Origin of the sequence: Streptomyces sp. NPDC005866, from assembly GCF_040629895.1 — a bacterium.
GTDB lineage: Bacteria > Actinomycetota > Actinomycetes > Streptomycetales > Streptomycetaceae > Streptomyces.
In genome coordinates this window covers 144,880-165,479 of record NZ_JBEXWP010000014.1, presented here as the reverse complement: position 1 = coordinate 165,479, position 20,600 = coordinate 144,880, and the positions used below count along the sequence as shown (strand labels likewise).

The window sequence follows — 20,600 nt, the reverse complement described above, 5'->3', positions numbered from 1 at the left end:
AGACGACTCTGCGACCCACTCCGGTCACCAGGTGTAGAAACCCTGGCCCGTCCTCTGTCCGAGTTCGCCGCGGGCCACCTTGTCCCGCAGCAGCCGCGGCGGTGCGAAGCGGTCGCCGCGAAGACCCTGCCGTGGCCGGTCAGGAGCGGCAGCCGGGGATCACGCTCCAGTCGCTCGCGCACCTGGTGGAGTTCGGCGATCACGCGGCCGCTGACGGCGTTGCGGGCCTCGGGGCGGTGCCAGGTGACGACGACCCGGTCGGCTCGCTCCGACACCAGCAGCAGCGTGTCGTACGACAGAGAAGTAGTCACACCCGCTCCACGAGCAGTGCGACGCCCTGGCCCACGCCCACACAGAGCGTGGCCAGGCCGCGGCGGCCGTTCTCCCGTTCGAGCCGGCCGAGGAGGGTCAGCAGGATGCGGGCGCCGGAGCAGCCGAGCGGATGCCCGAGGGCGATGGCGCCGCCGTCGGCGTTGACCTTGTCCTCGTCGAGCCTGAGCCGACGGATGACGGCCAGGGCCTGCGCGGCGAAGGCCTCGTTGAGTTCCACGGCGTCCAGGTCGCCGGTCTGCCATCCGGCCCGGGCCAGCGCCTTCTCGGTGGCGGGGACCGGGCCCAGCCCCATGAGGTTGGGCTGCACACCGGCGGAGGCCGAGGCGACGATCCGCGCCCGGGGCGTGAGGCCGTAGCGCTCCACGGCCTCGGCACCGGCGACCACCAGGGCCGCCGCGCCGTCGGACAGCGGGGAGGACGAGCCCGCGGTGACGACGCCGTCCGCGCGGAAGACCGTGCGCAGTGAGCCCAGCTTCTCCAGGGTGGTGGCGGGGCGGGGGCCCTCGTCCCGGCTCACCTCGCCGTCGCGGACGGGTACGGGGACGATCTCGCGGTCGAAGCGGCCCGCTTCCTGGGCGGCCACGGCCCGCTGGTGGCTGCGCAGGGCGAAGGCGTCCGACTCGGAGCGGGTGATGCCGTCCAGGGCCGCGACCTCTTCCGCGGTCTCGCCCATGGACAGCGTGACCTTGACCGCCTCCGGTCCGGCGTCCCCGGGGACGGCACGGTCGGCGGCGGTGAAGCGCGGGTTGGTGAACCGCCAGCCGAGGGCGGTGTCGTGGACCTGCCCCGGCTTGGCCCACGGAGTGCCGGGCTTCTCCATCACCCAGGGCGCCCGGGTCATGGACTCCACTCCCCCGGCGACCACGAGGTCCGCCTCTGCGGCCCGGATCGTCTGCGCCGCCGAGGCCACGGCCGTCAGGCCCGAGGCGCACAGGCGGTTGACGGTGTAGCCCGGCACGGTGTGCGGCAGCCCGGCGAGCAGCACCGCCATCCGGGCCACGTCCCGGTTGTCCTCGCCCGCCTGGTTGGCGGCTCCGAGGACGACCTCGTCCACGGCCTCACCGGACACACCGGCACGCCGGACGGCCTCGCCCACGACGAGGGCGGCGAGGTCGTCGGGGCGTACGGAGGCCAGGGCGCCGCCGTAGCGGCCCTGCGGGGTACGGGCCCCGTCGATCAGGTAGACGTCCGGCATCAGGCGGCCTCCTCTGCCTCGGCGGGGACGGGGCGCCGCGACTGCAGGACGGCGAAGCGGCCGTTGACGAAAGCGGTGTCGGACAGGGTGGCGCCGGCGACCGGGTGGGCGGCGCTGCCGTGGAAGTCGCTGAAGGCGGCCGACTGGTTGGCGAAGTCGCCGCCGTTGAGGTTCTCCGACAGGTGCACTCCGGCATCCAGGGCCGCCTCCTCGGCGGCGGTCAGGATCCCGGGCCCGAAGCCGTACAGGGACGTCTCGGAGGGCGACGTCGCGGTCTCGCCGGGGTGGCCACAGCTCACACCGGCGTCCGCCGCACGCTCGATCAGCGTGCCGTGACGCTCGAAGTAGTCGGGCCCCTCAGGGGTCTTGTGCGGCATGCGGTGCACCTCTTGACATGCGGAGGGCTTGCTGGATTACTTGAGCACACCGCACGCTAACCGAATGTTCGGTCGGTCCACAAGGTGGTGGAAATGACGACCCGGGTACCGGATACGACGCCTGGCCCCGTCGAGACGATGTTCGCCGCGGACGAGGCGTCACGCGGGCTCGGCATCGAGCTGCTGGAGCACGGCGAAGGGACCGCCGTACTCCGCATGACCGTGACGTCCTCCCAGGTCAACGGGCACCGGATCGCCCACGGCGGCTATCTCTTCCTCCTCGCCGACACGGCGTTCGCCTGTGCCTGCAACAGCCACGGCCCCGTCACCGTCGCCGCCGGCGCCGACATCGACTTCGTCGCGCCCGCGTACGAGGGTGATGTGCTGGTGGCCACGGCGCGGGAGCGCGTCCGGTTCGGCCGCAGCGGTGTCTACGACGTGAGCGTTGCGCGCGGAGACGAAGTGATCGCGGAGTTCCGCGGCCGCAGTCGCACCCTCCGCGCGCGGATCGAGGAGCACCAGTGAGCAGTGAAGCGATCGCGCCAGAGCCCCGGGCCACCCGCCGGGGAGAGCCTCTCCCCGAGGCCCTCCTGGACGACGCCGAGCGGATGTCCCGCGAGGAGCTGGCGGCGCTCCAGCTCACCCGGCTGCGCGCGACACTGCGGCACGCGTACGGCAACGTGGAGCTGTACCGCAAGAAATTCGACGCGGCAGGCGTGCGCCCCGATGACTGCCAGACCCTCGCGGACCTCGCCCGTTTCCCCTTCACGACCAAGGCGGACCTGCGGGACACCTACCCCTTCGGCATGTTCGCCGTCCCGATGTCCGAGGTCCGGCGTGTGCACGCGTCCAGCGGCACCACCGGCCGCCCCACCGTGGTCGGTTACACCGACAACGACCTGTCCATGTGGGCGGACGTCGTCGCCCGCTCCATCCGGGCGGCCGGCGGCCGGCCCGGGCACAAGGTCCACGTCTCCTACGGCTACGGGCTGTTCACCGGCGGCCTGGGGGCCCACTACGGCGCGGAACGCGCCGGCTGCACCGTGATTCCCGCCTCCGGCGGCATGACCGCGCGCCAGGTGCAGATCATCCAGGATTTCCGGCCCGAGATCATCATGGTCACGCCCTCCTACATGCTCACCCTGCTCGACGAGTTCGAGCGCCAGGGCATCGATCCCCGCTCCACCTCCCTGGAGGTCGGCATCTTCGGCGCCGAGCCCTGGACGGAGGAGATGCGCCGTGAGATCGAGGAGCGCCTGGACATCCACGCGGTCGACATCTACGGGCTGTCCGAGGTCATCGGCCCGGGGGTCGCCCAGGAATGCGTGGAGACCAAGGACGGTCTGCACGTCTGGGAGGACCACTTCTACCCCGAGGTCGTGGACCCGCTGACCGACGAGGTGCTGGCCGAGGGCGAGAGCGGCGAGCTGGTCCTCACCTCGCTCACGAAGGAAGCGCTGCCCATCATCCGCTACCGCACCCGGGACCTGACGCGACTGCTGCCCGGCACCGCGCGTCCCGGACTGCGCCGTATCGAGAAGATCACCGGCCGTTGCGACGACATGATCATCCTCCGCGGGGTCAATGTCTTCCCCAGCCAGGTGGAGGAGATCGTGCTGCGGACCCCTGGCGTGGCCCCCCACTTCCAGATCCAGATCAGCCGGCGGGGACGGATGGACCATATGGCCGTCCAAGTGGAGGCACGGGCCGACGCCGGTCCCGCCGGCCGCGAGGCAGCCGCGAGGACCATCGCCCAGGGCATCAAGGACGGCGTCGGAGTCACCGTGGAGGTCGCCGTCGTGGACCCGGAGACCCTGGAGCGCTCACTCGGCAAGCTCCGCCGGGTCAAGGACCTGCGCAAGGCCTGAGACGTGGTTGACACTCCGCCAGTAGGGCAGGACCGCTCCTTGCTGATGAATTGACGTTAAGCATTTCGAAAGGTCCCCCGTCTTAACGTCGCGCCATGAATCATCCGCTCACGGAATTCAGCCCTGGCCCGCGGACCGTGTTCACGCGTCCGGCCGAGGGTTCGATCCAGACCGCCGCAGCGATGGCCGGCGGTACGTCATGAAGAAGACCAGTGCCCTGCGGGCATTCGCGGCGGCGTGCGCCGCTTTGATGACAATGCTGGTCGCCGCCTGCGCGTCGAACTCCACGAACTCCGCCCCTGGGGCGACTTCGAGCGCGTCCCCGGCCACGGCCGCCAGTACTCCCTCCCACGCGGGCGGCCACGTTGTCGGCGCGCCGCCGCCGACACTCCCGCTGCGGCCCGGAGAGCAGTTCTCCAACCTCAAGATGGCGAAGCCCTACACGCCGGTGGCACCGAACGGTGGCACCGACGAGTACCGCTGCCTGGTGATCGATCCGCATCTGGCCAAGTCGGCGTACCTGACCGGAACGCAGTTCACGGTTGGGAACCAGCAACTCGTGCACCACGCCATCGTGTTCGCGATCCCGCCGGGCGAGGCCGCGCTTGCTCGTTCCAAGGACGCCGCGTCCGGGGGGCACGGCTGGACCTGCTTCGGGAACAGCGCCCTGGGCGAGGGCACGAAGGAGAGCTGGGTCGACACCTGGACCCCCAACGCCGGCGAGGCCTACCTGAAGCAGGACGTCGGGTTCCCGCTGCAGGCCGGCAGCCTGATGGTCGTCCAGATCCACTACAACCTCATGGGATCCGCCGGCCGCGCCGCCGGATCGGACCAGTCCGGTGTGCGGCTGCGGCTGACCCAGGGCGACGCGGCCACCCAGGCGCTGAGGACGGTGCCGCTGCAGGTCCCGGTCGAACTGCCTTGCCCGGCCGGGGTGTCCGGCCCGCTGTGCAACCGTGCCGCAGCTCAGGCGGACGTCATCAAACGCTTCGGGGCCGCCGGAAACACCGAGGCGGAGCTGCTGAGCCAGTGCGGCAACGGCACACCGGTACCCGGTGACACCCAGCATTGCGACTACCCGGTGCCGGTGCCCATGACGGTCTACGCGTCGCTGGGACACATGCACCTGCTCGGACACTCCATCAAGATCGAAGTCAATCCCGGCACGCCGCATGCGAAGACCCTGCTCAATGTCCCGGCCTTCAACTTCGACTACCAGAAGTTCACGCCGATCGCTCCGGTCGACGTCAAGCCCGGCGACACGGTGCGCGTCACCTGCAACCACGACCCCACCTTGCGCCAGCAACTGCCCCAGCTCAAGAGCCTGCCCCCGCGCTATGTCATCTGGGGCGACGGCACCAGCGACGAGATGTGCCTCGGCCTGCTGACCGCCGTGGTCAAGAAGTGACCTAGCCGACCGGGGTCCGACCCCGGACCCCCGGCGCTGCGTGACCCCGCGCCGGTGCACCGCGCGATTCCCGGGAGGAACACGCCTCCTCCCAGCAGGCCCTCCCGGGAAGCGCGCACCGGCCTGCCCGCCGACGGCAGGCAGGCCTCCACCGGCGCCGAACGCCCGCATCCGTATGCGCGAAATCACCCCAGGAAGGCTGCCCCGTGCCGTTCCCCCCGACCGCCACCCCCACCCCAGGCCGCCGGCCCTCCCGCGGCACGTCGTGGGCCCGGTTGCGCCTGGATTCCCCGCCGGGCCCCCCGGCCTGGGCGCTGCTGCCGCTGCGCGCCTTCCTCGGGCCGACCTTCCTCTACGCGGGCCTGTCCAAGATCTTCGACACGCACTACCTGGACGGCGGTTCACCACTCGGCGTCCACGCCCAGATGCTGCACGCCGCCACGACCTCCCCGATCAGCTCCCTGGTGTCGCTGAGCGCCCACCACTTCACCACCGTCGGACTGCTCATCGCGTTCGCCGAGATCGCGGTCGGTCTCGGCACCCTGCTGGGACTGTTCACCCGGGCGGCGGCCGGCGGCGGTATCGTCCTCGCGCTCAGCTTCTGGCTGACCGTCAGCTGGACCACCCGGCCGTACTACTACGGGCCCGACATCGGATTCGCCTTCGCCTTCACCCCCCTGCTGATCGCCGGCGACGCCGGGGTCCTCTCGCTCACCGCCCGGATACGCTCGGCCGTGCGCCGCACGCAGGGCCTGCCCGCCCACCCCGCACCGGACGAAAGCCCGGCCGTCCACGACGACGTCGAACGGCGCACCCTGCTGCGCGGCTCACTGACCGCGGCCGCCGCCGGCGCGGTCGTCGCCGCCGCGGGCAGCGCCGTGTCGCTCACCCGCCGCCGCTCCACGGCCACCGCGCCGCCGGCCGCAACAGTCAGCCATGGAGGGGCCGGTACCGGAGCGGGGAAGGTGATCGCCGCCGCCGCCGGCGTCGCGGTCGGATCATCGAAGGCGTTCACCGCCCCGAACGGCTCCCCTGCCTTCCTGCTGCAGCCGACGCCCGGCACGTTCACGGCCTTCGACGCCGCGTGCACCCACCAGGGCTGCCCGGTGTCGTTCGTCGGGCCGGGATTCCACTGCCCGTGCCACAGCTCCACCTTCGACCAGAACGGGCAGGTCACCGGGGGACCGGCGAACGCGCCGCTGACGAAGATCCCGGTGAAGGTCGTCGACGGGCAGGTCACCACGGCCTGATCCGCCTCGCCGGGGGCAGCCCGGCCCGGCCCTGAAACCGGAAACCCTTCCCCAACCGTGCACGGAGCGAACGTGTCCCCGAAATCCCTTGCCGCCCTGGCCGCGATGACCGGCGCGGCGGTGCTCGCGCTGGCCGGCCCGGCCTCGGCCCATGTCACCATCGGCCCCGCCGCCACCGCCAAAGGCGCCGCCGACGTCGAACTGACCTTCCGCGTCCCCAACGAGCAGGCGGCCGCCGACACCACCGGCGTGGAAGTCGACTTCCCCACCGACCACCCGATCACCGGCGTCCTGCCCGAGCCGGTGCCCGGCTGGACCGCCACCGTCAGGAACTACACCCTGCCCACCCCGGTCACCACCGACGACGGAACCGTCCGCCAGACCGTGCAGAAGATCACCTGGACCGGCGGGCGGCTGCGGCCCGGGCAGTACCAGGGCTTCCGGGTGATGCTCGGCAAACTCCCCTCCGATGTGGACCAGCTGACGTTCAAGGCCGTGCAGACCTACGCCAATGGCGACATCGTCCGCTGGATCGACACCGCCCAGGCCGGGCAGCCCGGCCCCGACCACCCCGCACCCGTACTGGCCCTCACCACCGCCGGTACACCTACCGCATCGGGCACGCCGGCCGTCGGCGGAGTCTCGGCCACCGCGCAATCCCCGGGCCCGGCCGCTGCGAGCGGCGACATGACCGCCCGCGCCCTGGGCATCGGGGGGATCGCCATCGGAGCACTGGGGCTGCTGGCCTGGACACTTCGCGTCACTGCCGCCCTGCGCACCCGTCCGAAGCGCGGCTCGTGACCTGCGGCACCGGCCGTCCGGCAGCCGGGCGCGGCCTCCCGGCCCGTCCCTCTCGATGGCGCCCGCGTCGGGCGGGCCGTCCGGCCATGCTGCTCGCGGTGGCCTGGGCGGTGCTGCTGCTCCTCGCGGGGCCGGCCGCGGCGCACTCCACCGTCATGGCGACCTCGCCCGGCGATGACCAGGTGACGCCGACCGCGCCGGCAGCGGTGTCGGTCACGTTCAACGAACCGGTGGAACTGATACCGGCCGGTTCCCTGCAGGTCTTCTCCCCTTCCGGCACCCGGGTCGACGACGGCGCCGTACAGCAGCCGAACGGCAACGTCGAGACCGTCACCGTCGGCCTCACACGGGGCCTGCCGCACGGTACCTACACCGCGTCCTGGCGGGTGATCTCCGCCGACTCCCACCCGGTGGCCGGCGCTTTCACCTTTGCCATCGGCGCGCCCTCGGCCACCGCGGTCGGCGTGGGCACGGTGTCGGCCCGCGGCAGCACGCTGGTCGGCACCGTATATGCGGCCGCGCGCACCGTGGCCTATGCCGCCTTCGCGGTCCTGGCCGGCGTCACCGCGTTCCTGACCCTGTGCTGGCCGGCCGGAGCCCGAACCCCAGGAGCACGACGACTGCTGGGCGGCTCCTGGGCCGTCCTGGTCGCGGCCACGCTCGCGATCTGGGCCCTGCAGGGCCCCTACGGCACCGCCGCCGGACTCGGCTCGGCGCTCGACCCCGCCCTGCTGCGCGCCACCGCCCACACCCGCCTGGGCACCGCGCTGTCGGTCCGGCTGGGACTGCTGGCCGCGGCCGCCCCCGCGCTCTTGTGGATCGCCACCCGCCTGCCCGGCGCCACAGGCCGGACCCGGTCGGCCGCCGGCACCGCCACCACCGTGCTCACCGCCGCGACCGCCGCCACCTGGGCGGTCGCCGACCACGCCGGAACCGGCCCGCAGGTACTGCTCGCCATGCCGGCCGACATACTGCACCTGACCGCGATGGCCTTCTGGCTCGGCGGACTGGTCCTGCTCGCCTGCGTGGTGCTCCGCCCTGGGTCCGCCGCCGCGGAGCCGGAACTCGCCACGGCACTGCCGCGCTTCTCCGCGATCGCGCTGGGGTGCGTGGCGGTCCTCGCGGCCAGCGGCCTGTACCAGGCCTTGCGCCAGGTCGATTCCCTGTCCGCGCTGACCGGAACCCAGTACGGCCGGCTGCTGCTGTTCAAGACACTGGGCATGGCCGCGCTGATCGCACTGGGCTACCGCGCGCGCACCTGGACCACAGTGCACGTCGGCCGTGGCCGCAGGAGCAGCCCGCCACCCGGTCCACAGCCCCGCCTGCCGACCGCCCGGATCCGCCGATCCGTGGCCCTCGAGACGGCCATCGCCGTCGGCGTGCTGGCGTTGAGCGCGGTGCTGGTCAACACCGCGCCGGCCCGCGAAGCCCACCCCAGCCCGGCAGCCGCCACCGCGTCCTTCGACACCGGCGGCACACACGGCACCGGAACCGTCAAGGCCGCCGTCACCCGAGCCGGCACCGACGGCACCAGCCTGCGCCTGGCCGTCCTCGACCCGGCAGGACGCCCCCGGACCGTGCCGGAGGTCCGCGCCGCACTCACCCTGCCCACCCGGTCCATCGGCCCGCTGCCGATCACGCTGACCGCCACCGGCCCCGGCACCTACAGCGGCACCGTGCCGACCCTGATCGCAGGATCCTGGCAGCTCAGCGTCACCGTGCGCACCGACGACGTCGACGAGACCACCGTCGTCCTGCAAGTCCCGATCCGCTGAGCGACCGCACGTGCGCTTCACCGGCTTCCCGATCGGACCGGCGGGCACGGCACTGCACCAGTCGTGAGGCCCGGAAAAGCACAGCCGAACTGCCCAACGGCGCCCGGCAGTCCGTGCGGGAAGCCGCACGACATCAGGAACCGCGCGAGCGGGACCAAGTCGCACAGGTGAAGCGCCGGTACGCAGTCCCGACGGGCCGAAGACCGGCGGCAACTGCCGCCAAGTGCAGCCTGTCATGGCGACGAAGATGATCGCCGCGAGGACCTCACGATCGACCTGCCGTCGCCGGCCCCGCCCTGCCGCCGCACAGGGGCGGGAGGCACCACCCGCCGGAAGAGGTCACACAAGTCGTCCGGCGCCAAGCGTGCCAGGACCAGCACCAGCCCAGACCACCGATCACGCCGCATGAGACGACGTCCAATGCGCTGGCGGGCGCACGGCCGGGGTGCCTACTGTCCTCCCCATGCCCGAACTGCATCTGCTCCGTCCGGACCATGCCCCGGCGCTCCTCGCCTTCGAGCAGGAGAACCGCGCCTACTTCGCGGCGTCCGTCCCCGACCGCGGAGACGACTACTTCGCCCGGTTCGACGAACGGCACCGCGCGCTGCTGGCCGAACAGGAGGCCGGGACCTGCTACTTCCATGTGCTGGTCGGCGATGCCGGCGGGGTGCTGGGGCGGTTCAATCTGGTGGACGTGGCGGACGGGGGCGCCGACCTCGGCTACCGGGTGGCGGAACGGGCCGCGGGGCGGGGACTGGCCACCTCGGCCGTGCGGGACATCTGCGGGCTCGCCGTCGACAGGTACGGGCTGACCGTCCTGCGCGCCGCCGCCACCCTCGACAACACGGCGTCCCGAGCCGTCCTGTCCCATGCCGGCTTCGCCGTCACCGGCGAGACACGGCTCTCCGGCCGCCCGGGTCTGACGTATGTGCGCCATCTCCAGGGATTCGCGGGAACCTTCCGGTGAGCCGCCTCGTTGCCCCGGGGCTCACCTTGTCCCCGACACCTGGGAGCGTCGTGCCCGAATGCGCGTCCGCCACGCCCACCGTCCTCCCCGCGTTCCCGTCCCTCGGCACGCAGGCCGAGCGGCTCATCGAGTCGGGGTGCATGAGATCGCCGAGCTGTCCGCAGTCGATGTCCGCCGCCGCGGCGGCCCCTGCCGAAGACGCTGCCCTGCTCGCCGTACACCCGGAGCACGCCCCCGCCTCCGCGCTCGCGCCGCTGCTGCGGCACGACGGCAGGCCGGGGTTCGTCGGCGCCTGGACCCCGACCATCGCGGCGGTGGCGAAGTCGGCGTCGTACAGGGTGTCACGGAAGCGGACGCGGCCGTACTCGGGTGCGAACACGCCGGCGGTGATCCTGCTGGCGATCCCGAGTTGACGGAAGATCTCCATGGAGCGGACGTTGACCAGGCGGAACCGCGGAAAGGGGGACAGCTCCCGGTGTTTCTCGACGAGCAGGGTCGGCACGCCCCAGCGGTCCAGCAGCGCACGGGCGGTGAGGCCGACCGGTCCACCGCCGACGATCAGTACCGGCACCTCGACGTCCGCTTCAGGCATGGGTCGATCATCCAGCCCCGGCGGCCGGTCGCAACCACCGCCGATGCGCCTGCACCCGAACGAGTCACTTGGTGGGGCGGAGGTGCGATGACCCCAGGTGGCCGCATACGCGATCCGCGTTCGTGGTTGTGGCGCGGCGCCGGAGGGCGGATGCGGGACGTAGCGTGGGGTACTCGGTCGCCCATCGCGGTGAACGGCACCGCACGGGTGTGGAAGGCAAGGCGGCGAAGCTCCCATGTCCACGACGCATCCCGCCGAGCGTTCCCGCAACGGCCGGGGCTGGTTCGAACGGCTGGCCGAGGCGGCCTCGAACCTCACCAGTTCCGTGCCCTTCATGTGCTTCTGCGTGGCCCTGGTCGCGGCCTTCGTCGCCGTCCATGCCGCGGGCCTCGACCTGACCTGGCAGCTCCTCGTCGGCGATGTCATGACGTCCGTGAACCTGCTGCTGCTCGCCCTGCTGAAGAACTCCGAGCGTCGCGCGGAGCACGCCATCCAGCGCAAGCTCGACAGCATCGCCGCCGCGCTGCTCGAGCAGCGTGCGGGCGACCGCCCGGAGGAAGCGGCCGAGGAGCTGCGCAAGGTGATCGGGATGGAAGACGAGCTCTGACCCTGTCTCTGACCCCGTCGACCGGGGTGGACGGGCCGCGCTGGGCGCCGGGCGTCTCCTCGTACCCTGTCTGACGTGCCTCCCACCCGACTGCATCGTGTCGCCGTCCTTGTGCTGGAAGGGGCGAAGCCCCTCGATGTCGGCATCCCGGCGCAGGTGTTCACGACCCGGGCGAGCATGCCGTACGAGGTGCGGGTGTGCGGGGCGGCGCCAGGTCTGGTCACCGGCGGCGACGGGTTGTCGTACCACGTCGCGCATGGCCTGGACGCGCTGGAGTGGGCGGAGATCGTGTTCGTGCCCGGCTACCGGTTCCCGGACCGGGAGGACCCGCCGCGGGCGGTCGTCGACGCGCTGCTCGCGGCGCACGAGCGGGGCGCGCGGCTGGCCGCCATCTCGACCGGGGCCTTCGCGCTCGCCGCGACCGGGCTGCTCGACGGCCGGCGTGCCACGACCCACTGGCACTACACGCGGTCGCTCGCGGAGAGGCATCCGCTCGTGAAAGTCGACGAGAACGTGTTGTTCGTCGACGAGGGCAGCGTGCTGACGTCGGCCGGTGCCGCCTCGGGCATCGACCTGTGCCTGCACATCCTGCGCGGCGACCTGGGCGTGGCCGCGTCCAACCACGCGGCCCGGCGGCTGGTCGCGGCCCCCTACCGCAGCGGCGGCCAGGCGCAGTACGTGCCGCGCAGTGTTCCCGAGCCGCTCGGTGAGCGGTTCGCGGCGACCCGCGAGTGGGCGCTGCACCGGCTCGGCGAGCCCCTCACCCTCGACGCGCTCGCCCGGCACGCGGGGGTGTCGGCGCGTACATTCTCGCGGCGCTTCGCGGAGGACACCGGCTACACCCCGATGCAGTGGGTGATGCGCGCCCGGATCGACCTGGCCCGGGCGCTGCTGGAGCGTTCGGAGCGCAGCGTCGAGCAGATCGCCGACGACGTCGGTCTCGGCACCGGCACGAATCTGCGCCTGCACTTCCAGCGCATTCTCGGTACGACGCCGAGCGACTACCGGCGCACCTTCACCAAGGGTGAGTAGCGGTCGGCCGACGGCGCGGCGGGCCGTGGCGGGATCCTTTCGAACCGTGGCGGTCTCGCCGCTGTTGTGGGTGAGTACGGCCAGCGAACCTGGTGGCATAGCGAAGGGACGCCACCTATGACTCGTATCGCCATCAACGGATTCGGCCGCATCGGACGCAATGTGCTGCGCGCCCTGCTGGAGCGGGACAGCGGCCTGGAGATCGTCGCCGTCAACGACCTCACCGAGCCCGCGGCTCTCGCGCGGCTGCTCGCCTTCGACTCGACGGCAGGGCGCCTCGGGCGCCCGGTGACGGTGGACGGGGACGTCCTCGTCGTCGACGGCCGTCGTATCAAGGTGCTCGCCGAGCGGGAGCCGGCGCAGCTGCCGTGGGCCGCTCTCGGTGTGGACATCGTGCTGGAGTCGACCGGCCGCTTCACCTCCGCGAAGGCGGCCCGCGCCCACCTCGACGCGGGCGCGAGGAAGGTCCTGGTCAGCGCACCGTCGGACGGTGCCGACGTCACGCTCGCGTACGGCGTGAACACCGACGCCTACGACCCGGACGGGCACACGGTCGTCTCCAACGCCTCGTGCACGACCAACGCGCTCGCGCCGCTGGCCGCCGTAGTCGACGAACTCGCCGGTATCGAGCACGGGTTCATGACGACGGTGCACGCCTACACGCAGGAGCAGAACCTGCAGGACGGCCCGCACCGCGACGCCCGTCGCGCCCGTGCCGCCGGTGTCAACATCGTGCCGACCACGACCGGCGCCGCCAAGGCGATCGGCCTGGTGCTGCCGAACCTCGACGGCAGGCTGTCCGGCGACTCGATCCGGGTGCCGGTTCCGGTGGGCTCGATCGTCGAACTCAACACGACGGTCTCCCGTGAGGTGACGCGCGACGAGGTGCTGGCGGCGTACCGCGCCGCCGCGGAGGGGCCGCTCGCCGGCATCCTCGAATACTCGGACGACCCGCTGGTCTCCTCGGACATCACGGGCAACCCGGCCTCGTCGATCTTCGACTCGGCCCTCACCCGCGTCGACGGCCGCCACGTCAAGGTGGTCGCCTGGTACGACAACGAGTGGGGCTTCTCGAACCGGGTGATCGACACCCTGGAACTGCTCGCCCGGTAGCGGGTGGTGCGGAGCCGCCGGCCACCGTTGGATGGCCGGCCGCTCTCCGCTGGGCCTCAGCTCGCGGCGCCGGCGGGGTGCGTCGCCGCTTCCGGCGCCGCCGGCGGGGCCCGTGCCGGGCGGATCCCGATCAGGGATACGGCGATCACCGCGGCCACCAGCATCCAAATCCCGCCGACGAGTGCGCATGTGTGCAGGGCGTCGGTGAAGCCGGCGCCATAGGCGGCATGGGCCTGTCCGGTGCTCTCGGGGGTGTTCAGGTGCAGGAACGCCCCGGCCTGGATGCCGACGTTGGACACCAGTCCGCCGACCTGCCCCTGGTCGGCGGGGCTCAGCCCGGACGAGGCGAGGCGTCCGGGCAGGGTGGCCAGGGTGCGGTGGGTGAGGATGACACCGAAGACGGCGGGTCCTAGCGCGCTGCCGATCTGGCGGAGCGCGCTGTTGGCCGCGTCGGCGGTACCCCCGAGCCGGTGCGGCAGGGAGTCCATGGCGATGGTGGTGATCGGCGCCACGGCGAGCGCGATACCGATGCAACCTAAGGTGAACGCCGCTGACGCCTGCCTCGTCAACGCCTGGCAAACGTGCGGCAGGTGAGGACTCGCGTCGGGCAGCGCCCTTACGCGCTTCCGGCCAGCTCCGCCCGCAACGCGGTCACTTGTCTGTCGAGGGCGCATTCGAAGCGGTGTCCGCGACCTCCAGCTCGGCCCAGATGATCTTGCCCTCGCCGGTGTAACGGGCACCCCAGCGGTGGGCGAGCTGGGCCACCAGGAAGAGGCCGCGGCCGCCCTCGTCCGTGCTGCGGGCGTGCCGCAGCCGGGGTGCGGTGCTGCTGGCGTCGGCGACCTCGCAGGTCAGCCGGGAGTCGCGCAACAGCCGTAGCCGGATGGGTGGTTCGGCGTAGCGGATGGCGTTGGTGACGAGTTCGCTGACGACCAGTTCGGTGGTCATCGCCAGCTCGTCGTAGCCCCACGCCACCACCTGGTGTACCGCCCGGGCCCGGACGTCGGCGACGGCGGCCGGGTCCACGGGCACGTCCCAGGAGACGACGTGGTCGGCTCCCAGCGCGTGGGTGCGGGTCAGGAGCAGGGCGATGTCGTCGGGCTGGGGCGCGGGGACCAGTTGCTGCACGGTGGCCGTGCACAACGTGGCGAGGTCGGCGTCGGGGTGGGCCAGTGCGGCGCGGAGGCGGGCCATGCCCCGTTCGATGTCCTGGTCGGCGCCTTCGATGAGGCCGTCGGTGTAGAGGCCGAACAGGCTGTTCTCGGCGAGTTCGATCTCGGTGGCCTCGAAGGCCATGCCGCCGAGCCCGAGCGGCGGACCGGCGGGCATCTCGGCGAACCAGACCCGCCCGTCGGGTGCCACGACGACCGGCGGCGGATGTCCGGCCCGGGCCATGCAGCAGCGCCGGGTCACCGGATCGTAGACCGCGTACAGACAGGTCGCTCCGACGAACGTGGCCGTGCTGCCCTGGGAGACCACGCTCCCGCTCTCCTCCTCCCCCAGCCGCAGCACCAGGTCGTCGAGGTGGGCGAGGAGTTCGTCGGGCGGCATCTCCAAGTCGGCGAGGGTCTGGACGGCGGTGCGCAGCCGGCCCATGCTCGCCGCCGCGGAGAGACCGTGGCCGACCACGTCGCCGACGACCAGGCCGACGCGGGCGCCGGACAGCGGAATCACGTCGAACCAGTCACCGCCGACGCCGTCCGTCGCGTCCGCCGGCAGATAGAAGGAGGCCACATCCAGGGCCGCACCGCCCGTCAGGGCCTGGGGCAGCAGACTGCGCTGCAGGGTGACCGCCGCCGTGTGCTCCCTCGTGTAGCGGCGGGCGTTGTCGACGCAGACGGCGGCGCGCGCGACCAGTTCCTCGGCGAGCAGGACGTCGTCGGGCTGGAAGGGGACCGGGTTGAGCGAGCGGGCGAACGTGGTGAGGCCCAGGGCGGTGTTGCGTGCCCGCATCGGGACCGAGATGAGGGAGTGCAGTCCGAACTCCCTCATGCGCGCGGTCCGCTCCGGCTGCTCCGTGAGCCACAGCGGGTCCTCCGGGTCGAGCTCGGGGATGAGGACGGGCTCGCCGTTGACAAGCAGGTCGATGCCGTGCGCCGGGGGCAGGAAGTTCACCGGGTCGCCGATGTACGCCACGACCTCGGGGCTGCCCTCGCGGACCGTCTGCAGTGCGGCGCGCCGCATCACCGGCCCGACGGCCGCCGGGCCCGCGTCGGTCAGCCAGGTGCCGTGGCCCTCGGTGCTGAGGACGGGCTCCAGGAGGTCGACGACGACGAAGTCGGCGAAGCGGGGGACGGCGAAGTCGGCGAGTTCCTGGGCGGTGCGCAGCACGTCGAGGGTGGTGCCGATCCTGGGGCCGGCCTCGTTGACCATCGACAGCCGCTGGCGGGCATTCCACCGCTCGGTGACGTCGGAGACCGTGTAGCACACGCCGGTCACGGAGTCGTCGGCGTCGACGAGCGGGAAGAACGAGGTGGAGTAGGCACGTTGGCGGTGCGGATCGGCCCAGCTCCAGCCGAGGTACTCGTACTCGGTGATCGGCTCCCGGGTGGTCAGCACCTTGCGCATCAGGCCTTCGACGGCGGTCCCCTGCAGCCCGGGCAGCACCTCGCTCAGCCGGCGGCCCAGGCGCTGTTCCCGGGGCACTCCGCCGAAGCGTTCCAGGGTGTCGTTCAGCCACACGTGGCGCAGCTCCGGATCCATCACGGCCATGCCGATCGGCGAGCGGGTCAGGAATCCGTCGAGGACGGACTGGCCCATCGTCCACTGCGGCCGCCGTTCACGGGCGGAGAGGAGGAAGCACTCCTCGCCGCCCATGCGGAAGGACGCGGAGACCCGCAGGTCCACGTCGAGGGTGTGGCCGTCGCGGTGCCGTACCGGGATGAGCCCGCTCCATCCCATGCCGGAGCGGCAGCGCTCGGCGACGCCGGCGGCGCGGGCCGGGTCGGCGCGCATGGCGAGCAGCCGTACCGCGGGACCGCCGACCACCTCGGCGGCCGGACGGCCGAGCAGGGCCTCGGCGCCACGGGTCCAGGCGATCACGACGCCCTCGGCCGACAGCACCGCCGCCGCGTCGCTGGAGGCGTCGAGGAGGTCGCGCGGGCCCACGGATGGCGGCACGTCGAAATCTTCTCGCGGAAAATCCATTGGCTACATCCTCTACGTACCCCAATGTTCCTGCTTGCCCACGCGATGCGCACGGCCCTGAGGGGAAGGGGGATGGGCTTCGAGGTCGCGCGGGGGCGGGGCGGGAGGCCCGTGCGGAGCGGGGTACTCGGTCCGGGTCGGCGCGGGCGGGCGGCCGGGGGCCGCATGGAAGCGCCCTGGCAGCGGTATCTGCCCGGCCGGTGGAGGTGGTTGAGGCATGGCTGTGGGTTTCCTGCGGTCCGGTGGCTCCGACGGCGCCGACGGTGGGGGGTACGGCCCCGGCGGAGTGCGTCCGACGGGTCTGCTGGACGTGCTGAGCGTGGCCGCGATGGCGCTGGACTCGCAGGGCCGGATCGTGTTCTGGACCCCGCAGGCCGAGGAACTCTTCGGCTACACGGCCGAGGACGCCCTGGGCAAGAACGCGGCGCGACTGCTCGTTCAGCCGGAGCATCTGAAGGCGGCGGTGAAACTGTTCGTGGAGGTGCTGGAGACCGGCCGCAGCTGGGCCGGTGCCTTCCCGGTGCGGCGCAAGGACGGCGGCAGCCGGCTGATGGAGTTCCGCACCATGCGGCTGCTGGACGATGTCGGCGACGTGTACGCGCTGGGGATCGTGGCCGACCACTCCATGCTCCAGCGGGTGGAGACCGACCTGGCGCTGTGCGAGCGGCTGATCAACCAGTCCCCGATCGGCCTGGCCCTCCTCGACCCGGATCTGCGCTACCTCCTGGTGAACCCGGCACTGGAGCGGATCGACGGTGTCCCCGCCGAGGAGCACATCGGCCGCCATCTGCGGGAGACCATGCCGCTGCCCGACATCGACACCATCGAATCTGCGCTGCGCCAGGTGCTCACCACCGGCACTCCGCTGCTCGACCAGTACCACGTGGGCCGTACGCCGGCCGATCCCGAGCACGAGCACGCCTGGTCGCTGTCGTTCTACCGGCTGGAGGATCCCGGCGGCCGCGTCCTGGGGGCGGCGACCTCGGTCGTCGACGTCACCGAGCGGCACCGTGCGGCCGCGGAGGCCGACCGGGCGCGGCGCCGTCTCGCCCTCATCGCCGACGCCTCGGCCCGGGTGGGCACCTCGCTGGAGGTGGAGCGCACGGCGGACGAGCTTGCCGAGATCGCCACCCCGGTCCTCGCGGACGTGGTCGCCGTGGACGTGCTGGACGCGGCGCTGGCCCTGCGTCGCTCCCGCAGACCGGAGAACGGCCCGGAGCTGTTCCGCGCGCTGGCCCTCAAGGCGGCCCATCCCACGGTCGCGCTGCGGGCCGCCGACCCGCCCGGTGACCTGGCGGCCTACGACGGCGACCGGCTGGTCACGCTGTGTGTGCACACCGCGCGGCCGGTCCTGGTCCAGCATGTCGGCGCACAGGATCTGCCGCGCATCGCCCGTGACGCCGAGGCGGGCGAGCTGCTGGCACAAGCCGGTGTGCACTCGTATCTGGCGGTGCCGCTGATCGCCCATGGGGAGGTGCTCGGCGCCCTCGACCTCAAGCGCACCCGCAATCCGCTGCCCTTCGACGAGGACGACGTGGTCCTCGCCACCGAGCTGGCCGGGCGGGCCGCCGTGGCCATCGACAACGCCCGCTGGTTCCAGAGCGTCCGCAACACCGCTCTCACCCTCCAGCGCAGCCTGCTCCCCGACCATCCTCCGCACCACACGGGTCTCGAAGTGGCCTCCCGCTACCAGCCCGCCCAGGCGACCAGTGAGGTCGGCGGCGACTGGTACGACGTGATCCCGCTGTCGGACGACCGGACCGCGCTGGTCGTCGGCGACGTGATGGGCAACGGCATCGACGCGGCCGCCACCATGGGCCGCCTGCGCACCGCAACGTGCGCCTACGCGGACCTGGAGCTGCCCCCGGCCGCGGTGCTGCAGCACCTGGACCGGATCACCTGCGATCTGGAGCACTACATCGTCACCTGTCTCTACGCGGTGTACGACCCGCGTGCCCGGCGCTGCGACATCGCCAACGCGGGCCATATGCCGCCGGCGCTGGTGCACTCCGGGAAGGCACCGGCCCTGCTGGAGCTGCCGCCGGCCGCCCCGCTCGGGGTCGGCGGGATCCCTTTCGAGACCACCACCGTCGACCTCGCCGCGGGTGACCTCCTGGTCCTGTACACCGACGGCCTCGTCGAGACCCGCCGTCACCCCATCGAAGACCGTCTCGGTGTTCTGCTCAGCTTCCTGGACGAGCCCCACCGGCCGCTGGAGGAGACCTGTGACCTGCTGCTGCACGGACTGCGTCACCCGGACGACCACGACGACGTGGCGCTGCTGGTCGCGCGGACGCTCTAACGCGTACGGCAACAGTCCGTACGGCAGAAGCAGGACGCCCTGATCGGCACGTCCGCCGTCGCCGCCGCGAGCTTCAGCTGCTGGGCCACGATCCGCGCCTCGCCCTCCTTGCCGAGCCGCCGCAGACACTCGTGGAAGCCGTGCAGGGACCAGACGTTGCCCGGGTGCTGCAACGGCCGGGGCAGGGTGTCGTCCAGGCCGAGGTCGGCCCGGTAGACCGCCTCGGCCTCTTCGACCCTGCCGCGCTCCAGGAGCAGGGCACCGTAGGCGTGCCGAGTGGGCTGCATCCACCCCCAGGGTTCGTCGTAGGGGAGGTTGTCGTCCAGGTCGACGGAGCGGCGCAGTTCGGCGAAGGCGGTGTCGAAGTCCCCGTTGCGGTAGGCAAGTTCGCCGTCCAGCAGCGCGGAGGCGACCGCCAGGATGTCGGCGCAGGTGTTGTTGAACAGCATGCGGGTCCCGGGTACGGCGGCGGCCGCATCCCGGAAGCGGGCGCGTTCCTGCTCGGCCTCGGCGATCCGGCCGGTGGCGGAGTGGGCGACGCCCCGCGCGTAGTGCAGCATCGCGGTGGACACGCAGTACAGCCGGGGGTCCGTCGGCAGCGGCAGGCTCAGGATGTCGTCCCAGCGGCCGAAGCGGATCAGGACGTGCACCCGCATCGCCAGGAAGCCCTCCAGCCAGTCGGCCATCGGCGGGCTGTCCACACGCAGCAGCTCTTCAGGTACGGCGGCTTCGAGCCGTTCGGCCGTGGCGAGGGCGTCCTGGAGGCGGCCCAGGAACATCGCGCCGTAGATCCGGAAGTGGAGGTTGTGGCAGCGGTAGAGGGTGTAGAAGTTCATCGCGCCGGCCCGGGCGTGGTACTTCTCGTCGACGGCGATGGCCGCGGTGTTGTCGGCGACCACGCGCCGGTAGTCGCCGCAGAGGACCTCCAGGTGCGAGGGCATGTGCTGGAGGTGCCCGGCGTCCGGGACCAGGTCGCGCAGCAGGTCGGCGACGGGCAGGGCGGCCTCGGGGGTGGGTGACATCTCCATCAGGTGGATATAGAGGTGCGACAGGCCGGGGTGCCGGGTGCCCGACTCGGTCGCCAGAGCCCGCTCGAGTACGGCCTTGGCCTCCGTCGTGCGGGCGCCTTCGGCGGGTCGGCCGCTGCGGATGTCCCAGAGCTGCCAGGGGGTGAGGTTCATCAGGGCGTCGGCGTAGAGGGTGGCGACATCGAGGTCGTCGGGCGCCAGTTCGTACACACCGCGCATGCGGTCGGCGTAGGCCGTGTTCCACACCGAGCAGGCCTCCGCGTCCGGGGCCGTGGCCTGCGGGTAGCGGGCGCGCAGCGCCTCGACGAGGGCTCGCTCGACGGGAGTCGCGTGGGCGGCCTTGGCGTGGGCGCGTTCCACGGCGGCGTGCGTACGCTCCACCGTGCGCGCCAGATCCTCCCGGTCGAAGAAGTCCCAGGGCTTGTTGTAGTTGGGGCCGAGGGCGTAGGCCACGCCCCAGTCGGCCATGGCGCAGTCCGGGTCCGCCGCGCCGGCCGCCTCGAAACAGCGGACGGCCTCCTCGTGGTTGAAGGCGTAGGTCCAGATCAGCCCCCGGTCGAACCACGTCTGCGCCTCGGGGGACGACGTCGTCACGCGCCGGCTGTGACTGCCCAGGTCGTAGTAGTCCACGGCGACGAACCTAGGGCCTGTCGTTCGGATCAGTCCGCAGACGCGGGGGCTGGTGCGCGCATCTGCCGCGTTGTCGTCGGTCGCCGACGTCCCCCAGCCTTCGGCCGGGGGGGGTGCCGCCACCGCGTCGCCCGCCGCGGCAGCGGCTGATTGGCCACGCCTCCTCCGCCTTGCA

At 72.2% G+C, this 20,600-nt stretch carries 16 protein-coding genes and 5 pseudogenes; 12 read left to right on the top strand and 9 right to left on the bottom strand.

Features of this window, described 5'->3' with window-relative positions; genetic code table 11:
- Positions 1–24: 24 nt before the first annotated feature.
- From ABZ396_RS22075 to ABZ396_RS22060, 4 genes and pseudogenes are all read right to left on the bottom strand, one after another.
- Positions 25–123: pseudogene (locus ABZ396_RS22075) on the bottom strand (3-hydroxyacyl-CoA dehydrogenase family protein); the annotation flags it as partial.
- A pseudogene (locus ABZ396_RS22070) lies at positions 117–311 on the bottom strand (enoyl-CoA hydratase/isomerase family protein); the annotation flags it as partial. The pseudogenes ABZ396_RS22075 and ABZ396_RS22070, both read right to left, overlap by 7 nt.
- Positions 308–1,528, bottom strand: a complete 1,221-nt coding sequence (locus ABZ396_RS22065; RefSeq protein WP_358918000.1) for a thiolase family protein — start codon at positions 1,526–1,528, stop codon at positions 308–310. The gene ABZ396_RS22065 and the pseudogene ABZ396_RS22070, both read right to left, overlap by 4 nt.
- Positions 1,528–1,755 (bottom strand): annotated as a pseudogene (locus ABZ396_RS22060) (phenylacetic acid degradation protein PaaN); the annotation flags it as partial. The pseudogene ABZ396_RS22060 and the gene ABZ396_RS22065, both read right to left, overlap by 1 nt.
- 243 nt (positions 1,756–1,998) lie before the next feature.
- Here ABZ396_RS22060 and paaI point away from each other — a divergent pair.
- The 6 genes from paaI to ABZ396_RS22030 all read left to right on the top strand — a co-directional run bounded on the left by paaI (position 1,999) and on the right by ABZ396_RS22030 (position 9,007).
- On the top strand, positions 1,999–2,430 hold the full coding sequence (gene paaI, locus ABZ396_RS22055) for a hydroxyphenylacetyl-CoA thioesterase PaaI (protein WP_358917998.1): 432 nt from the start codon (positions 1,999–2,001) through the stop codon (positions 2,428–2,430).
- 83 nt (positions 2,431–2,513) lie between these two features.
- Positions 2,514–3,773, top strand: a complete 1,260-nt coding sequence (paaK, locus tag ABZ396_RS22050) for a phenylacetate--CoA ligase PaaK (protein ID WP_358918072.1) — start codon at positions 2,514–2,516, stop codon at positions 3,771–3,773.
- A 199-nt stretch (positions 3,774–3,972) separates the two neighbouring features.
- On the top strand, positions 3,973–5,181 hold the full coding sequence (locus tag ABZ396_RS22045; protein WP_358917996.1) for a hypothetical protein: 1,209 nt from the start codon (positions 3,973–3,975) through the stop codon (positions 5,179–5,181).
- Between the two features lie 206 nt (positions 5,182–5,387).
- A complete protein-coding gene (locus ABZ396_RS22040; protein WP_358917994.1) occupies positions 5,388–6,431 on the top strand; it encodes a Rieske 2Fe-2S domain-containing protein in 1,044 nt (347 codons plus the stop codon).
- 72 nt (positions 6,432–6,503) lie between these two features.
- Positions 6,504–7,232, top strand: coding sequence for a YcnI family protein (locus ABZ396_RS22035; protein ID WP_358917992.1), 729 nt, complete (start codon positions 6,504–6,506; stop codon positions 7,230–7,232).
- A gap of 86 nt (positions 7,233–7,318) precedes the next feature.
- A complete protein-coding gene (locus tag ABZ396_RS22030; protein WP_358917990.1) occupies positions 7,319–9,007 on the top strand; it encodes a FixH family protein in 1,689 nt (562 codons plus the stop codon).
- A gap of 183 nt (positions 9,008–9,190) precedes the next feature.
- Here ABZ396_RS22030 and ABZ396_RS22025 read toward each other — a convergent pair.
- Positions 9,191–9,414, bottom strand: a pseudogene (locus ABZ396_RS22025) (transposase); the annotation flags it as partial.
- Positions 9,415–9,470: 56 nt separating this feature from the next.
- Here ABZ396_RS22025 and ABZ396_RS22020 point away from each other — a divergent pair.
- Together ABZ396_RS22020 and ABZ396_RS22015 are read left to right on the top strand one after the other, a co-directional pair.
- Complete coding sequence (locus ABZ396_RS22020) at positions 9,471–9,974, top strand: GNAT family N-acetyltransferase (RefSeq protein ID WP_358917989.1); 504 nt, start codon at positions 9,471–9,473, stop codon at positions 9,972–9,974.
- Between the two features lie 50 nt (positions 9,975–10,024).
- Positions 10,025–10,387 (top strand): hypothetical protein, encoded by a 363-nt coding sequence (locus ABZ396_RS22015; protein ID WP_358918082.1) that lies wholly within the window; start codon positions 10,025–10,027, stop codon positions 10,385–10,387.
- A 29-nt stretch (positions 10,388–10,416) separates the two neighbouring features.
- On the opposite strand, the pseudogene ABZ396_RS22010 reads toward ABZ396_RS22015, so the two are convergent.
- Positions 10,417–10,566 (bottom strand): annotated as a pseudogene (locus tag ABZ396_RS22010) (FAD-dependent monooxygenase); the annotation flags it as partial.
- A gap of 235 nt (positions 10,567–10,801) precedes the next feature.
- On the opposite strand from ABZ396_RS22010, the gene ABZ396_RS22005 reads away from it, so the two are divergent.
- From ABZ396_RS22005 to gap, 3 genes are all read left to right on the top strand, one after another.
- Positions 10,802–11,173: a low affinity iron permease family protein gene (locus tag ABZ396_RS22005; RefSeq protein ID WP_358917987.1), complete on the top strand. Its 372-nt coding sequence runs from the start codon at positions 10,802–10,804 to the stop codon at positions 11,171–11,173.
- Between the two features lie 75 nt (positions 11,174–11,248).
- The gene (locus tag ABZ396_RS22000) at positions 11,249–12,205 is read left to right on the top strand and encodes a helix-turn-helix domain-containing protein (protein WP_358917985.1); all 957 of its coding nucleotides are present in this window, start codon (positions 11,249–11,251) and stop codon (positions 12,203–12,205) included.
- A gap of 117 nt (positions 12,206–12,322) precedes the next feature.
- Positions 12,323–13,318 carry a type I glyceraldehyde-3-phosphate dehydrogenase gene (gene gap, locus ABZ396_RS21995; RefSeq protein ID WP_358917983.1) on the top strand — a complete coding sequence of 332 codons (996 nt, stop codon included), beginning with the start codon at positions 12,323–12,325 and terminating at the stop codon, positions 13,316–13,318.
- 56 nt (positions 13,319–13,374) lie between these two features.
- Here gap and ABZ396_RS21990 read toward each other — a convergent pair whose 3' ends face one another.
- The gene (locus ABZ396_RS21990; protein WP_359185516.1) at positions 13,375–13,887 is read right to left on the bottom strand and encodes a transporter; all 513 of its coding nucleotides are present in this window, start codon (positions 13,885–13,887) and stop codon (positions 13,375–13,377) included.
- A gap of 82 nt (positions 13,888–13,969) precedes the next feature.
- Positions 13,970–16,465 carry a SpoIIE family protein phosphatase gene (locus ABZ396_RS21985; RefSeq protein WP_358917979.1) on the bottom strand — a complete coding sequence of 832 codons (2,496 nt, stop codon included), beginning with the start codon at positions 16,463–16,465 and terminating at the stop codon, positions 13,970–13,972.
- 217 nt (positions 16,466–16,682) lie between these two features.
- Between ABZ396_RS21985 and ABZ396_RS21980 the strand changes: the two genes are divergently transcribed.
- Positions 16,683–18,767, top strand: coding sequence for a SpoIIE family protein phosphatase (locus ABZ396_RS21980; protein WP_358917977.1), 2,085 nt, complete (start codon positions 16,683–16,685; stop codon positions 18,765–18,767).
- Here ABZ396_RS21980 and ABZ396_RS21975 read toward each other — a convergent pair.
- A complete protein-coding gene (locus ABZ396_RS21975; RefSeq protein WP_358917975.1) occupies positions 18,764–20,425 on the bottom strand; it encodes a hypothetical protein in 1,662 nt (553 codons plus the stop codon). The genes ABZ396_RS21980 and ABZ396_RS21975 overlap by 4 nt on opposite strands.
- Positions 20,426–20,600: the final 175 nt, after the last annotated feature.